Source organism: Paenibacillus sp. IHBB 3054 (genome assembly GCF_051594305.1).
Lineage (GTDB): Bacteria > Bacillota > Bacilli > Paenibacillales > Paenibacillaceae > Paenibacillus_AQ.
This window is the reverse complement of sequence record NZ_JBOFBG010000035.1, coordinates 44,625-58,355: the sequence shown is the minus strand read 5'-3', so window position 1 is coordinate 58,355 and position 13,731 is coordinate 44,625. Positions and strand designations below refer to the sequence as shown.

General features: G+C 50.8%; 15 protein-coding genes. 8 read left to right on the top strand and 7 right to left on the bottom strand.

The features are described from left to right. Window positions 1-45: 45 nt before the first annotated feature. Entirely contained in the window at window positions 46-603 is a 558-nt protein-coding gene (locus ACQ76X_RS27250; protein ID WP_438496922.1) for a DUF1273 domain-containing protein, read from the top strand. 27 nt (window positions 604-630) lie between these two features. Next, window positions 631-876, top strand: a complete 246-nt coding sequence (locus tag ACQ76X_RS27245; RefSeq protein ID WP_438496920.1) for a YciI family protein — start codon at window positions 631-633, stop codon at window positions 874-876. A 12-nt stretch (window positions 877-888) separates the two neighbouring features. Here ACQ76X_RS27245 and ACQ76X_RS27240 read toward each other — a convergent pair whose 3' ends face one another. Beyond that, window positions 889-2,346, bottom strand: coding sequence for an amidase family protein (locus ACQ76X_RS27240; protein ID WP_438496919.1), 1,458 nt, complete (start codon window positions 2,344-2,346; stop codon window positions 889-891). Window positions 2,347-2,598: 252 nt separating this feature from the next. Between ACQ76X_RS27240 and ACQ76X_RS27235 the strand changes: the two genes are divergently transcribed. Then, window positions 2,599-3,522 carry a DUF6612 family protein gene (locus tag ACQ76X_RS27235; protein ID WP_438496918.1) on the top strand — a complete coding sequence of 308 codons (924 nt, stop codon included), beginning with the start codon at window positions 2,599-2,601 and terminating at the stop codon, window positions 3,520-3,522. 117 nt (window positions 3,523-3,639) lie between these two features. On the opposite strand, the gene ACQ76X_RS27230 is transcribed toward ACQ76X_RS27235, so the two are convergent. From ACQ76X_RS27230 to ACQ76X_RS27220, 3 genes are all read right to left on the bottom strand, one after another. After that, on the bottom strand, window positions 3,640-4,137 hold the full coding sequence (locus ACQ76X_RS27230) for a hypothetical protein (protein WP_438496917.1): 498 nt from the start codon (window positions 4,135-4,137) through the stop codon (window positions 3,640-3,642). Window positions 4,138-4,226: 89 nt separating this feature from the next. Further along, complete coding sequence (locus tag ACQ76X_RS27225) at window positions 4,227-5,627, bottom strand: ATP-binding protein (protein WP_438496916.1); 1,401 nt, start codon at window positions 5,625-5,627, stop codon at window positions 4,227-4,229. Next, window positions 5,615-6,295 carry a response regulator transcription factor gene (locus ACQ76X_RS27220; RefSeq protein ID WP_342438471.1) on the bottom strand — a complete coding sequence of 227 codons (681 nt, stop codon included), beginning with the start codon at window positions 6,293-6,295 and terminating at the stop codon, window positions 5,615-5,617. Before ACQ76X_RS27220 ends, ACQ76X_RS27225 begins: the two co-directional genes overlap by 13 nt. 190 nt (window positions 6,296-6,485) lie before the next feature. Between ACQ76X_RS27220 and ACQ76X_RS27215 the strand changes: the two genes are divergently transcribed. Continuing rightward, a complete protein-coding gene (locus ACQ76X_RS27215) occupies window positions 6,486-7,220 on the top strand; it encodes a YceI family protein (protein WP_438496914.1) in 735 nt (244 codons plus the stop codon). 491 nt (window positions 7,221-7,711) lie between these two features. Here the strand turns inward: ACQ76X_RS27215 and ACQ76X_RS27210 are convergent, their stop codons facing one another. Beyond that, complete coding sequence (locus ACQ76X_RS27210; protein WP_438496912.1) at window positions 7,712-9,829, bottom strand: peptidoglycan D,D-transpeptidase FtsI family protein; 2,118 nt, start codon at window positions 9,827-9,829, stop codon at window positions 7,712-7,714. 129 nt (window positions 9,830-9,958) lie between these two features. Between ACQ76X_RS27210 and ACQ76X_RS27205 the strand changes: the two genes are divergently transcribed. The 4 genes from ACQ76X_RS27205 (at window position 9,959) to ACQ76X_RS27190 (ending at window position 12,114) form a co-directional block, all read left to right on the top strand. Continuing rightward, window positions 9,959-10,348 (top strand): (deoxy)nucleoside triphosphate pyrophosphohydrolase, encoded by a 390-nt coding sequence (locus ACQ76X_RS27205; protein WP_379143944.1) that lies wholly within the window; start codon window positions 9,959-9,961, stop codon window positions 10,346-10,348. A gap of 63 nt (window positions 10,349-10,411) precedes the next feature. Then, window positions 10,412-10,633, top strand: a complete 222-nt coding sequence (locus ACQ76X_RS27200; RefSeq protein ID WP_438496910.1) for a nucleoside triphosphate pyrophosphohydrolase — start codon at window positions 10,412-10,414, stop codon at window positions 10,631-10,633. Between the two features lie 49 nt (window positions 10,634-10,682). After that, window positions 10,683-11,033, top strand: coding sequence for a DUF1648 domain-containing protein (locus ACQ76X_RS27195; RefSeq protein WP_076110362.1), 351 nt, complete (start codon window positions 10,683-10,685; stop codon window positions 11,031-11,033). Between the two features lie 82 nt (window positions 11,034-11,115). Further along, a complete protein-coding gene (locus ACQ76X_RS27190) occupies window positions 11,116-12,114 on the top strand; it encodes a Gfo/Idh/MocA family protein (protein WP_438496908.1) in 999 nt (332 codons plus the stop codon). Between the two features lie 109 nt (window positions 12,115-12,223). Here the strand turns inward: ACQ76X_RS27190 and ACQ76X_RS27185 are convergent, their stop codons facing one another. Together ACQ76X_RS27185 and ACQ76X_RS27180 are read right to left on the bottom strand one after the other, a co-directional pair. Next, window positions 12,224-12,940 (bottom strand): glycosyltransferase, encoded by a 717-nt coding sequence (locus tag ACQ76X_RS27185; protein ID WP_438496906.1) that lies wholly within the window; start codon window positions 12,938-12,940, stop codon window positions 12,224-12,226. Then, the gene (locus tag ACQ76X_RS27180; protein ID WP_438496905.1) at window positions 12,937-13,677 is read right to left on the bottom strand and encodes a glycosyltransferase; all 741 of its coding nucleotides are present in this window, start codon (window positions 13,675-13,677) and stop codon (window positions 12,937-12,939) included. Before ACQ76X_RS27180 ends, ACQ76X_RS27185 begins: the two co-directional genes overlap by 4 nt. Window positions 13,678-13,731 lie beyond the last annotated feature (54 nt).

Genomic DNA, 13,731 nt, shown 5'->3' with positions numbered 1-13,731 from the left:
ATAAAGAGGAGCAACAAGATTACCCGTTCAGGAAAGAGGCAGCAGATGAAAACCTTACTGGTAACAGGGTACCGTGCGCATGAGCTCGGTATTTTTGACAGCAAACATCAAGGTATTCCCTATATCAAAAAAGCACTTGCAGGCAGGTTGATTCCCCTCATTGAAGAGGGGCTGGAATGGATCATTACGCCCGGACAATACGGGGTGGATCTTTGGGCATGCGAGGTGGTGCTTGAGCTGAAAGTGCAGTATCCCGGACTGAAGCTGGGCATTATTACAGCCCATGCCGCACCGGAAGAGAAATGGAAGGAGGAGAAGCAGAATGAATACCGGCGGATCATTGCCGGAGCGGATTACTACGGGGCTGTAAGCAATGCTCCTTATGACGGAAGCTGGCAATTCCGGGCCAGGGATGATCTGCTGTTCCGCAAAAGTGACGGCATTCTGCTCTTCTATGATGAGGATGCTGCTGAGGGAAGCCCGAAGTATTTTAAGGAGCGGGCATTGAAGCAGCATGCGGAGGGGGATTATGGCCTGTTCCTGATGCATGCCGAGGAAATCCAGAATATCGCAGATGAAGAAAATCAACGTGAATATGAATGAGGAGGCAATGCACAGGACCGCAGGGATATGGAAATTATACGGGGTCATGTGCGCCATCTGCAGGAGCTGGAACGCAGCGGGCAGCTGGTGATGTGTGGTCCGTTCAGCGATGCTCCTGGCGGGATGGTCATTATCCGCGCGAAATCGCGCGAAGAAGCAGTGGCCATTGCCGAACGTGACCCTTACATCCTCTCGGGCGTCCGCAGCTACGAGCTGCGCACCTGGGACCTGTCGCATGAAGGCAACAAGCATATGGGCATAGCTGAGGATTAACGAAAGTGCCGGTTAGATAAAGCTGCGCAGCGAAGGTGCTTTACGGACCTTGTAATTTTGCTCGTACGCATAAGCCAGCTTGATCAGCATAGGCTCCTGGTAGGCCTGCGCCGAGAAGGTAACGCCGAAGGGGGCGCCTGCCGATGTATAGCCGGAAGGCACGACGATGGACGGATATCCCGCTCTTGAGGTAATCCGCGCACCGAAGTCGGCCGGGAACAGCAGAGCATCCAGCCGGTGCTCGCTTATGGTGGCGTCGATGCCCTGTTCCTTGCAGAGCTTAAGGTCAGTGGCGCGGTCGCGCAGGTATTGCGGTTCCGTCAAGGTGCCGGAAGAGGTGTATTCAGCATCAATCAGCGTGGCTTGCCCGAACCTTAGCGTTTCGACCGGATGGGCATGATTGAAGTCGATAATGTCCTTCAGTGTGCGCATCGGAGCGCCTGGACCCAGACGGGCAAGATAGGCATTGATGGAGGTTTTGAATTCATTCAGCACAACGGAGGAGTATTTGATCTCGCGTGCGGTCTTAATCTCAGCCGGGTCGATAATTGTCGCTCCAAGCTCACGCATTCTCTCCACGGAAGCGTTGAACAATGCCAGCTGCTCTTCCGTTAATTCTTCGAAATAATAATCCCGCGGAATCCCAATGCGCGCCCCCTGCAGCCCGTTCGGATCGAGGAAGGCGGTATAATCTTCATGCAGTCTGCCCACGCTTGTTCCCATGGCGGCATCGCCGCTGTCCTTGCCGAGCATTGCATTCAGCAGCAGTACGGCGTCGCGGACGGTTCTTGCCATAGGTCCTGCAGTATCCTGTGTATTGGACAGCGGGAGGATGCCGGAGCGGCTGATCATGCCTACGGTCGGCTTAATCCCAATGATCGAGCCGAGATTACCGGGGTTGAGGATGGAGCCGGAGGTCTCCGTTCCTACGGACACTGTGCAGAAGCTGCAAGCTACCGCAACCGCAGAACCGGCACTGGAGCCGCCTGTAGGTGTGGATATGTTATAAGGGTTCAGCACCTGTCCGCCCCGGGAGCTGTAGCCCGAAGGCATGCCGTTCGTCATGAAATTGGCGAATTCGGTCATGTTGGCTTTTCCCAGAATAACAGCCCCGGCTTCGCGCAGTTTAGTAACGATATAGGCATCCTCCCCGGCAAAAGAATCCGCCAAAGCCAGCGATCCCGCACTGGTATGCATTTTATCCCCTGTATTGATATTGTCCTTCAGTAAGACCGGTATGCCGTGCATCGGCCCCCGGGGACCCTGCTGCGAACGTTCTACATCCAGAGATTCTGCGATGAACAGTGCATCCGGATTGATCTCCAGCACGGAGTTGATCGTCAGGCCATTTTTGTCATGGTCGGCAATGCGTTCAAGATACATGAGCACCAGCTGCTTCGAAGTGATCTCTCCGGCAGCAAGCGCAGTTTGAATCTCCGTTATTGTAGCCTCTACGATTTCAAAACTCATACAGGTTCACACTTCTTTCTCTCTTTGGTTTGTCGTTCTCCTTCATCTAACCATAGTTTGCCGTGTCTTGATAGCGTTCTTTTTACGACTCCCGGGACATGCGGATTTCGGGCTGTTCTAGATAGTGTGGTTAGAGTGTTCCAGATGTTGGGTAATAAATGCTAACAAAAATTTAGCGTATGCTTTCGAAGCGATTTTTGTCGAAGCCAATTCAGTGAAGTAACGCTCACAAAAATTTAGGAGGACAACATCTTGAGAAAATGGACAACATTCGTACTAGGAGTAACGCTGGCAGTCAGCCTGTCGGCCTGTGGTAACAATGAGGCTGCCGAAAAATCAACGAATGCTGCCGCAGCCGCCTTCTCTGCTGCTCCGGCACCGGAAGCAACAGAGAAGGCGGCTGCGGAGCAAACTGCAAATGAGGGGACTCCCACTGTAGAAGAGCTTATTCAGAAGACGGCAGATGCAAGCCAGGAACTGAAGAGCTTTGCGATGGAATCGCAGATTTCACAGAAGATGAGCATGACCCAAGGGGAGACGACCCAGGATCAAAACGTTGAAATGACCATGAAATCAGAATATATGAAGGACCCACTGCAAATGCATCAGCTGATCCAGATAAATCTGGCGGGGCAAGGAGAGCAAAAGATGGAGCAGTACATTACTGATGCCGGTTCTTTTAGCTTGGTCAATGGACAGTGGATAAAAATGCCTGCTGAAATGACTGAGCAAGTAATGTCTGCTATGCAGCAATCGGCCAGTCCAGAGAAGCAGCTGGAACAATTTAAGTCCATCACAGAATTTACAAAGGTCACTGAGGATGGCGAGGATTACGTTCTAACCGCTGAGGTATCAGGGGACAATGTGAAGGAACTGGCGAAAAGCTATATGAACCAGAGCGGCAGCGCGGACCCGCAAATGACGGCTTTAATGGATCAGATGGACATTAAGAGTATGACAATCGTCTATGGAGTTAATCAAAAAACATACCTGCCCACCCGCACGGATGTGGATATGGTCATGGATATGACCGCTGACAGCCAGAAAATCAGCATAGATATGAAGATGAAAAATGAGATCGGGCAGCATAATGAAATCAAGGCCATCGAGGTCCCGAAGGAAGCTTTGCAGGCAAAGGAAATACAGACGCCTTCAGCAACAGCAGCAGCAAAGTAACAACCGCGGCTGCGACAGAGTAAATAATAACAATCGCAAGACAAAGCAAAGCCCGGCAAAGGTCATAAGAACCTTTCCGGGCTTTGCTTTGTTGATTAAATAGGGGCGAATATATGGCTATTCTGCCGGGACAGGGACAAAACCTTCTTCCGCCAGATACTCTTCAGCTTCCTGGATTGTCTCGAAGGCCATCTCGAGCTGAAGCCCGGCGTAGAGGTACCAGAGATCTTCCTCCAGCTTCAGGCTTAAGGTATGGTCGTCTCCATTAACCCAAAGTGAATCGGCAACTGTGGCAGTTTTCTTTTTTCTTTTGCCCGGTGTAGTGACTTCCGGGATATACATGGACAAAGAGGTGATCGACGCATCCAGCAGCTCGCGCAGTTCAGACTCCGAATAGTCGCGGATATTCACAAGACCTTTGTCATCACTTTCGTAGCCTCGCAGGAGCCCGGCGAACACGTAGCCGTTGCCGTTAGGATGTAGGTGGGAAGCGACAGTTTTCTTCTCATGGCGGCTCTGCTCGAAGTGATAATTCACCCGCCCAAGCGATACATTGCGCCGTTCAAGCTGGGGGTAGGAATCAAGAATAGCTATTTTCTGTTCAAAAGTAAGCATATACAGCCTCCGGTTCACGGTTTATTGTAAGTGATTATACCATGTGGAGGAGCGCCGGACTACTTCTTGCACAGGCTCGTGTCAGGGTGTCAGGGCGCCAGCGGTAGTGTCAGCACGAAGCGGCAGCCTTGTTCCTGGCCGCTGCCCAGCACCAGCGTTCCGCCCATCGCTTCGGCGAGTAGACGGCTGAAGGTCAGACCGAGGCCCAGTCCGCGCAGCGTGCTTTGCTTGTCGTTGCTGCGGAAGAAGGCTTCGAAGACCTTATCTCTATTATCATGCGTAATCCCTATTCCATTGTCCGCCACAGTAATTTCGGCGTGTCCGGCTGGAGCCAATAGGAGGCCGATAGTGAGCTGGAGGCTGCTTCCCGGTTTCTTGGCCTGCACGCTGTTATTCAATAAATTGACGATAATCTGCTGGATGCGCAGCGGATCACCCCGCAGGAACAGGGATTTCTCCGGCATGTGCAGCAGAGGTTCGTTGACATCTGCGCTCTGTGTCAGCTTCCATTGATAGATGATTTCCTCGAGCAGCGGAACTGCATCCAGCCTGTCGTGGCGGACAGCGACAATACCGGCAGTCAGAGCGTTGTAGTCGAGCAGGTCAGCGACCATACGCTGCAACCGGCTTGCTTCCAGCAAAGCGATATCAAGAAATTCCCCGGCTTCCTCCCCTTCAACCACACCTTCACGGACGGCATGGACCAGCCCTTTGATCGAAGTGACCGGTGTCTTCAGCTCATGGGAGACTCCGGCCAGCATGACTGCTCGCGACTGCTCGAATTGCTGCAGCTTTCCCGCCATCTCCTGAAAGGACATCAGCAGCTCGTGAATCTCACGTTCCTTGGCCCCTGTCTCCAGAACAATGTTATACTGGCCGCCGCTGATTTGTGCGGCGGCGGCGGCCACATTCTGAATCGGTTTGGCCAGCTTGCTGGAGAGGAGGTAGATGGTCAGCCAGCTTAAGATGATCAGAAAGACGACGAGAATCAAGAAGAAGGTTATCTCTTCCTTCGGGATATGGCGCAGGGAACGTTTGGACTGCAGGACAATGACCTGCCCTAGCGCTTCACCGTCTCCTTGGATTTGGGCAACAGCAGCTTTGAACTCCGGGCTGCGGGAATCGTTTAACGTATCATTGAGCTTATGCCGCATCGCTTCCTCGCTGAGCGGCGGCTCGGAGAACAGCAGTTGTCCCTCCTTATCTGTAATGATCACGCACATTTCCACTGTTAATTTGAAGAAGCGCTTGCGGTCCTCAACGAGCTTGCTCAGAGTCGGACTGATGTTCATGTTTCCGTCCGTGCCGACACTGCGGTCGGCGATCTCCTGGGCCAGCAGACCGGTGGTCTGCATGCGGTTGTTCATCGCTTCCTGCTGAATCCACCAGAAAGTGACGAGTGCGGTGAGCAGCAGTCCGATGCTGATAATCAGCAGGTAGCGGACAGTCCAATAGAAGAGGATGGAGGTGCGTTTCTTCAGGTTGTCCATAATTGATACCCCGTTCCTCTGAGCGTGCGAATCTCCCCTTCATCCGCCGGCCAGTGCGAGAGTGCCTGGCGCAGTCTTTTGATCGACAGATCTACGGCACGGTCGCTGCCCTCATAGTCCATTTCCCATACCTGCTCTATCAGCTGTTCTCTAGTGCAAATTTGATTCGGGCGTTCAGCCAAAAATAACATCACCGACATGTCGCGCGGGCTGAGGCTGACCTCGGCACCGTTCAGGAAGAGGCTTCGTGCCGAAAAGTCGATGAACAGACTGCCGAAATGGCGTTTGCGGCTGCCGTCAGACCACTGGGAAGGGCGGCGCAGCACTGCATTTACGCGGGCCACTACTTCTTCCGGGATAAAGGGCTTGGACATATAATCGTCAGCGCCGCCGTCCAGTCCGGCCAGCCGGTCATTGATGCCGTCCCGGGCTGTCAGCATGATGACAGGGCAGCTGCTCTTCTCGCGGATCAGGCCAAGCAGCTCGAAGCCGTCCATGTTCGGCAGCATAATGTCGAGCAGGATCAGAGCGGGAGGGGAAACTTCAAAGGCTTCCAGCGCGGCGCGTCCGTCGGCGGCGCGGGTTACGTGGAAGCCGGCTTTTTTGAGATAGGCACTAAGCACCCGGGCAATGGCTTCCTCATCTTCAACAATTAGAATCGACTTCATATCTAGTGCCTCCTTGAACACGTCCGGCAGGTTGACTGCCATACGGACAGCGGCTGCAGTTTAATTAAAATTTACGACAAGTTTACCACATTGTGCAGGCATGTGCTTTGACTTATTCCCGACATATTGCTTTGTTAGAATGGGAAACAAGCCTAACAGGGCGCATAGAAAATGGATGGAGGGAATAAGGATGAACAAAAAAACATGGGTCTGGATTGCCACAGGAGTCGTTATCATCGGAGCCGTTACGGCCTTTGCCTTCTTGAACAAGAGCTTGGGCAATAACGTTGAAATCGAGTCTGTTATTCCTGCACAGGAACAGGGAACGAATAGTGCGGGCACGGCTGCCGCGAACGCAAATGCAAATACGAGTGGAGAAACAGCTTCCGGTGCTGCTGTTACAGCGGAACAATTGAACGGGGCCTGGAGTATTGCTGACACTTCCAAAGTCTATTGGTCGGTGACGACCTCCAAAGAGACAGTGAATTTTGTAAATGAAAAAGTTCAGGGAACCTGGAATGTGAATCTTGAGGATGCCGCCGCAATGACCGGGGAAGGGACTCTGGAGATGAGCGCGCTGGATTCCGAAAACGCTCAAAGAGATGAGCATGTCAAAAGCGATGATTACCTCGCGGTAACGCAGTTCCCGCAGTCGACCTTCACCGTGAAGTCGTTCTCCGAACTGCCGGCAGAATGGACGGAAGGCACCGCAGTACCCGTGGAGATGCAAGGGACACTTACGGTCAAAGGGATTGAGAAGGACGTGACTTTCCAATCACAGGCCGTATACAGCGGAGGACAGCTTCTGCTGTCGGGAACAACAACCGTAACGTTTGAGGATTTCGGCATGGTAAGTCCACACTCCATCGTATTGGATACGGAGAACAATCTCGAAGTACGCCTGGAACTTACACTTACTAAATAGAATATACAGAGTCTATCACGACTGCTTGTGCCTATCGCTCTTATAAGTGGAAGTCCACTTCAGTGCAGGGCTATAAAAGGAAAAGAGCAGGGTTTCTCCCGTTATTGGAGAAACCCTGCTCTTTGTTTGTGGTTCAAACACTTGCTTTAAGAAGAGGAGGGGCTCGAACAAGTTCTCAAACTTTGAGAGTCACTTATTCTATCCCCGGAAATTTGCATCGTCCGAAGTGGCGAGTGCTGGAACCCGGCGTGCAGCCCTCCAGCGGAGCGGCGTACGTACAAGCTGGAAACCACACGGATCCCGCTCAATCAAAGGTATTGCTACCTTTGAAATGGCCATTCTGAGCGGATCCCGCTCAATCAAATGTATTACTACCTTTGAATTGGCCCTAACGCGCGGATCCCGCTCAATCAAAGGTATTGCTACCTTTGAATCGGTTCTACCGCCCGGACCGACCTGCGCGTTACGGATATAAGGCCGGGCTGCTCTGACTAATGCCCGTCTTCCGCTGCTTCTCCATCGCCGGTGGTCTTATCAGCCGCATCTTCCTTAGGGGGAATGTTCTTCTTTGGTATGCCGTCCAGGCCATATTCCCAATCGTACGCGTCAAATATTTTCCGTGCAACCGGTGCGGCACTGCTGGAGCCGAACCCGCCCTCCGGAATAACAACCGCTACAGCAAGCTTAGGATTCTCGCGCGGAGCATAGGCAATAAATACCCCGTTATCACGCAATTCTCCTTTACCCAGCTGCTGTGAGGTTCCTGTTTTGCGGGCAAAGTCATAAGGGAAATCATTAAATGCAGTAACATCACTGTTCATACCCTTTTTGATTTCATTCCAGTAAGATTTATTAAAGGTTGTTACTTCATCCAGTACCTCGCGTTTGAACTGTTTAACCACGTTGCCCTTGGCATCGGTGATTTTGCTGACCAGCTGCGGCTTGATCCGCACTCCTTCGTTCGCCAGTGTCGTTACGTATTGGGCGAGCTGCAGCACCGTGTAGCGTCCTTGCTGTCCGAAGGAAGCATACACCAGCGCAGCTTGGTCACTACCGGCAGCCTTGGTATCGGTATAGTTGATCTGTCCGAGATATTCATTGGGTAGTCCGCTTTTTGTAGATACACCGAGGCCGAATTCCTTCATATATTTATCCCAGACCTTGACACCTTTTTCATGGTATTTCTCATAAAGCTTTTTGCCGATCATTTCCACCATGAACGCATTGGAGGATTTCTCAATCGCTTTGGCAGGGGAACTAAAATATCCGTAAGCATGACCGCCGGCATTGCGGACGGTTGTTTCGTGTCCGGCTCTGCCGAAGGTCGCGCTGCCTTTGTCCGTGTAGGTCGTGCTTGTCGTAATGAAACCTTCGTTCAGGCCGATCAATACGGTCAGCGGTTTGATGACGGAACCCAGGAAGACTGTCGAATCGAAGTTGTGTCCGGACCGGCCTGATGCAATCGGCGAAATAGTGCCGTTACGATAGTTAAGCATCATCTTGTTCCACAGCTCATCCGGCATGGTTCCTTTAGTCCACAGATTGGTGTCATAATCAGGCATGCTGGCCATAGCTACAATATTACCGGTATCGACTTCCATGGCAACAGCGTAGCCGGTCTTGGCGTCGGGATGAACCTTTCCCTGTACCGGATTTCTGTGCACCCATTCAATCTGATCCAAGATAGCCTGCTCTGTCTTCAGTTGAATATTTTTGTTGATCGTGGTCCACAGGTCATTTCCTTTGACGGGTGGAACCACTTCCTCAATGCCTTCGGCTATGTTCTGTGCATTAACGCCTACCATCAGATATCCGTTGCGCCCGCGCAGCTCTCTTTGATACTGAAGTTCAAGGCCGTCGTACCCGACGAACTCATCGTCCCTGTAAGCCAGACCGGGGTCTCCCTCATTTTTCATCGCCGCCAGGATATTTCTATAAATATCCATGTCCGTTTTTTTGAACGGCTTGATATATCCAATCGTTTGTGAAGCTACCGTATCCTTGTCATAATGACGTTCATCCTCTTCACTTACCGTGAGATTGGGGTATTTGTCCTTGTGCTCCATGAAGTAGGCCACTTCTTTATTCGTCAGACCGCGTTTGATCGGACGCAGCATAAAGCCGGAATAAACTTTGGAATCCAGGTCCATGGCTTTCAGCACTGCTTCTTTGGTTATTACTTCATCTTTAGGTACCTTGGCCCCATGTGTTGCGAAATCAGCTGCAAGATCGGCTGCAAGACGGTCTGCCTTGGCGACGGCCTCTGGAGTACGGGCAGTTTTTTTGGTCTTCTTGTCCGTCGAGGTTTCGGAATATTCTTTTGTTAAAGTAAAATATAAGGTCTGCACCGACGTCGAATAGGCCAGTTTCTCTCCAGCCTGGGCATAAATAGTCCCTCTGATTGAAGCAAGCGGTACACTTTTCGTATCCCTGCTTGTTTCCTCATCTTTGAGGGTAGGTCCTTCGACAAACTGTAGAATGGCAAGACGGACAATAATAATGCAGAATATAATAAACGTGCTGAAGAAAAACACATTGATGCGCAGACTAAGCGACTGGTTCGTTTTTTGGTCATCAGATAAAGAATCCGATTTGAAAATAGACTTCACATGCAGCCTCCCCTACAGATTAAATTGATCCTGTTTGCAGATAGATTATTGAATGAAAATAAGACTTTACCATATTGTACCACAATATACCATCTAGTTTAAAAACGGATAACTATAGGAGGAAAAACGATGATTGAAGTAGCAGCGGCGATTATACATAATAAAGAAGGGCAGATATTGATTGCCCGCAGGCGGCAGGGCAAGTCGCAGGCCGGATTGTGGGAATTCCCCGGCGGCAAGCTGGAGGCCGGCGAAGATGTCCCGCAATGTCTGCGAAGAGAGCTGATGGAGGAGTTGAATATCACCATACGTCCCACCGGGGCTTACGGGGTCAATGAGCATAACTATGGCAGTGTACAGATCATGCTGATTGCCTGGAAAGCGGAGTTTCTGGAAGGGGAGATCAGTCTCAGCGATCATGATGAGTACAGCTGGGTGCTGCCTGCTGAACTGGAGAGTTTTGTTTTTGCTCCGGCCGATGTTCCTTTTGTAGAAAGATTGCTGGAAGAGTCCTGCTGATGCTGAGCTGAGCCGATATATAATTGAAAGGGAATACTGGAACCCGAAGAATACATAGAATATTTGCGCGCGAAGTTGCGCGAAGAAACGGCGGAGTACTTCAAGGCCGAAAGCGATGAGCATGCACTGGAGGAACTGGCCGATATGCTTGAGGTCATCCACGCTTTGGCACAAACTCATGGAGCGGACAGCGAAGTTCTGGAGAACATTCGTGCAGAGAAGGCGGAGCGCCGCGGAGCATTTAAGGAACGGATTTTGCTGCTGCAGCTGGAGGAAGCACACTAGCGGACAATGAGGGAGTTGCCGCATGATTTTTGGTGAGGAGGTACATCCCATGTTCAAAAAGAAAGTGACTTTTACGCTATGCATTATTTCTGCAATTATACCCATTGTGTTTTACATCTACCTTTACCCGCGGATGCCGGATTTTGTGCCAATTCACTATGATGGGGATGTAGTTGACCGGTTTGTAGACAAAGGGAGCTACGAGGTGCTGTTGATCAGTTTGTTCGGCTGGTGCGGTTTTGTGTTTATCCGGCTGCTGCATTGGCTGCTGCGAAAAGTGTTCATGCGCAGCTACATTGAGAATCTCGCTGTTGTGCACCGGACCTGGAATGCGGCAACGCTGCTTGTGACAGTGGGTTGCTCCGCGACTAGTATATGTGCGCTGCTTGCTATGGCATAGGCGCAACCCTAACTCTTTTACAGGAGAAGAGCAGTTTGATAGAATCAAAGGGACTAGCAATAGTCCCAAGGAGGAGATATTAGTGTCAGTGGATAACGCTTACAAAGTAAAATGGGGCATTCTCAGCACGGGCTGGATTGCCCACCAGTTCGCTACAGACCTGGCTCATGCCAGTAACGGGACCGCTTATGCCGTGGGATCACGTACGCAGGCAAGCGCTGATGAATTCGCCAAAAATCACGGCATCCCCGTGGCCCATGCCACTTACGAAGATTTGGTGAGCGATCCGGAAGTGGACGCCATCTATATTGGCACACCTCATCCGTTCCATAAGGACAATGTGCTGCTTGCGCTGCGCGCCGGCAAAGCCGTGCTGTGCGAGAAACCGTTCACCGTGAACAGCAGTGAATTGGAAGAAATTGTGGCGTATGCCCGCGAGCAGAAGCTGTTCCTGATGGAAGCCATGTGGAGCCGCTATATTCCTGCGAACGTCAAGGTCAGAGAATGGTTATCTTCCGGAAGGATCGGTGATGTTCGTCTGGTAAAGGCAGATCTCGGCTTTCGTTCCGACTGGAATCCGGAAGGACGTCTGCTGAACCCGGCGCTCGGCGGCGGTGCGCTGCTGGATGTCGGCATCTATCCGATTTCATTTGCTTCAATGCTCTTTGGGCCTCATCCAGAAACCATCTCCAGCACCGTACATATCGGTGATACCGGGGTGGATGAGCATTTCTCGCTGCTGCTGTCCTATGGCGACGGCAAAAGTGCTTCGCTGAATGGCGGTATCCGTCTCAAAATGTTGGAGGAAGCCCATGTATTCGGGACAGAAGGCCATATCCTTGTCAAAGGAACACTGGTGAATCCTAAGTCAGCTGAGCTTTACATCGGCGGTGAGCTGGTCGAGACCTTTGAGGATGACCGTACTTCGATCGGATATTCCTTTGAAGCCGAGGAAGTGGGACGCTGTCTCCAGGCCGGACTTACGGAAAGCCCGGTGATGACGCTCGATGAGTCCGTAGCCATCATGAAGCTGCTGGATCAGGTCCGTGGACAATGGGGACTTAAGTATCCTGGTGAATAAGATAGCAATACTGTTATAACAGATTGGCGGCCCCCGGAGAATGTTCACATCACTCCGGGGGCCGCTGTATATCGGGAGGCGGACAGGATCTTCCCTATATTCGGAAAGATCATCGGCAAATATACTTTTTTACATCCTGCACCTTCAGTACCTTAACATTTCCCTTGAGCAAAGATCTATCACTTATTATCCATGTATGATCTTTGGAGTTCCTTCTGCGGATCGCCAGGAAATTGTAAGGACTTCCCGCGTAGATTTTAAATCCTTTGCTGAGGCAGCGGGAGCAGAACTTTACGCATTCATTCCGGTTTAGATCTGGAAAATCCACCTGCTCCAAAACAGCACGCTTGATGAGTAAAGTTGCCCCTTGTACCAGAGAAACATATTGATCAGCCCGTTTGGGATAACGGAGCAGGAGCAGTTTTTTACCGTTCAGGTACATGAAGTGGGCGCGTTTGCCGACAATATCGGCATTGGTATCCACCATGCGGCGGCGGCTGCCGGACAGATAGCCAGGGGCGTAATAATCATCATCGTCAAATTTGGCAATCAGCCCGTATCTGGCCATTTTCACGCCATAATTCAGGCAGGAACCCAGCGAGACATTCCCGGGCAGGCTATACACCCTCACATTAGGATATGGCAACGCGGCCCTGATATAATCGCTTAGCTTCAGGCTTGGATGATTCAAGATCACGATCAGCTCTTTATTCCTGTAATTCTGTCTGTCGTAATTGTGGAAAAGGGTGTCCATATTTTGTCTCCGTTTGGTGCACGTAATGATCGAAACCGCATCCTTCTCGTAAGCAAGATATGGAGAAATCATGAGTGGATATCCTTGGGCTTTTTCTGCACAAACTTTTTGTAATTTTTTACAGACGGAATCGTTTTATGATGAGCAATCAGTTCTTTATCGCTGATGATCCAGGTATGATTAGAGGAGTTTTTCCTGCGGATGGCGACAAAGTTGTATTTTCCTGCGGAATACACCTTGTAGCCCATTTTTTTGCTCCTGATGCAAAATAGATCGTCTTCCCCAACATTTCGATCCGGAAATTTCACTTTGCTTAATACGTTGCGCTTAATGAAAAGAGTAGCTCCCGGGAGTTTGCTTACGGACCGGTTCTCATCATGTGGAAAGCGGAGAATCAGTGTTTTGGAGCCCTGCAGATACATATAATGCGACCGCTTGCCAATTACGTCGGCTTTTGTTCTGCGCAAGGCCTGCAAACTATCCGTCAAATAATAGGGGGCGTAATAATCATCATCATCAAATTTGGCAATATAGCTGTATTTTGCCTTCCGCACAGCGAAGTTTAGACAAGCGCCGAGAGAGGTAGAGGCAGGGATCCGGAAAATGTGTACATTGCGGAGCTTTTTGGCCTGCTTATAGTAGGACTCAAGCGGAATCTTATTGTTGTTCACGATGATGATAAGTTCTTTTGTCCGGTATTTCTGTCTATTGAAATTATTAAACAAGTTACGCAAATAACCTTGGCGGTTCGTGCAGGTGATAATGGAAACTCCCTGCTTGTTTAAAGAGCCTGCGGCACCGGCTTCCATTACATCGCTCCCTTTATCCGTTATCTTCCTTTACTATATATATGTGCACGGACA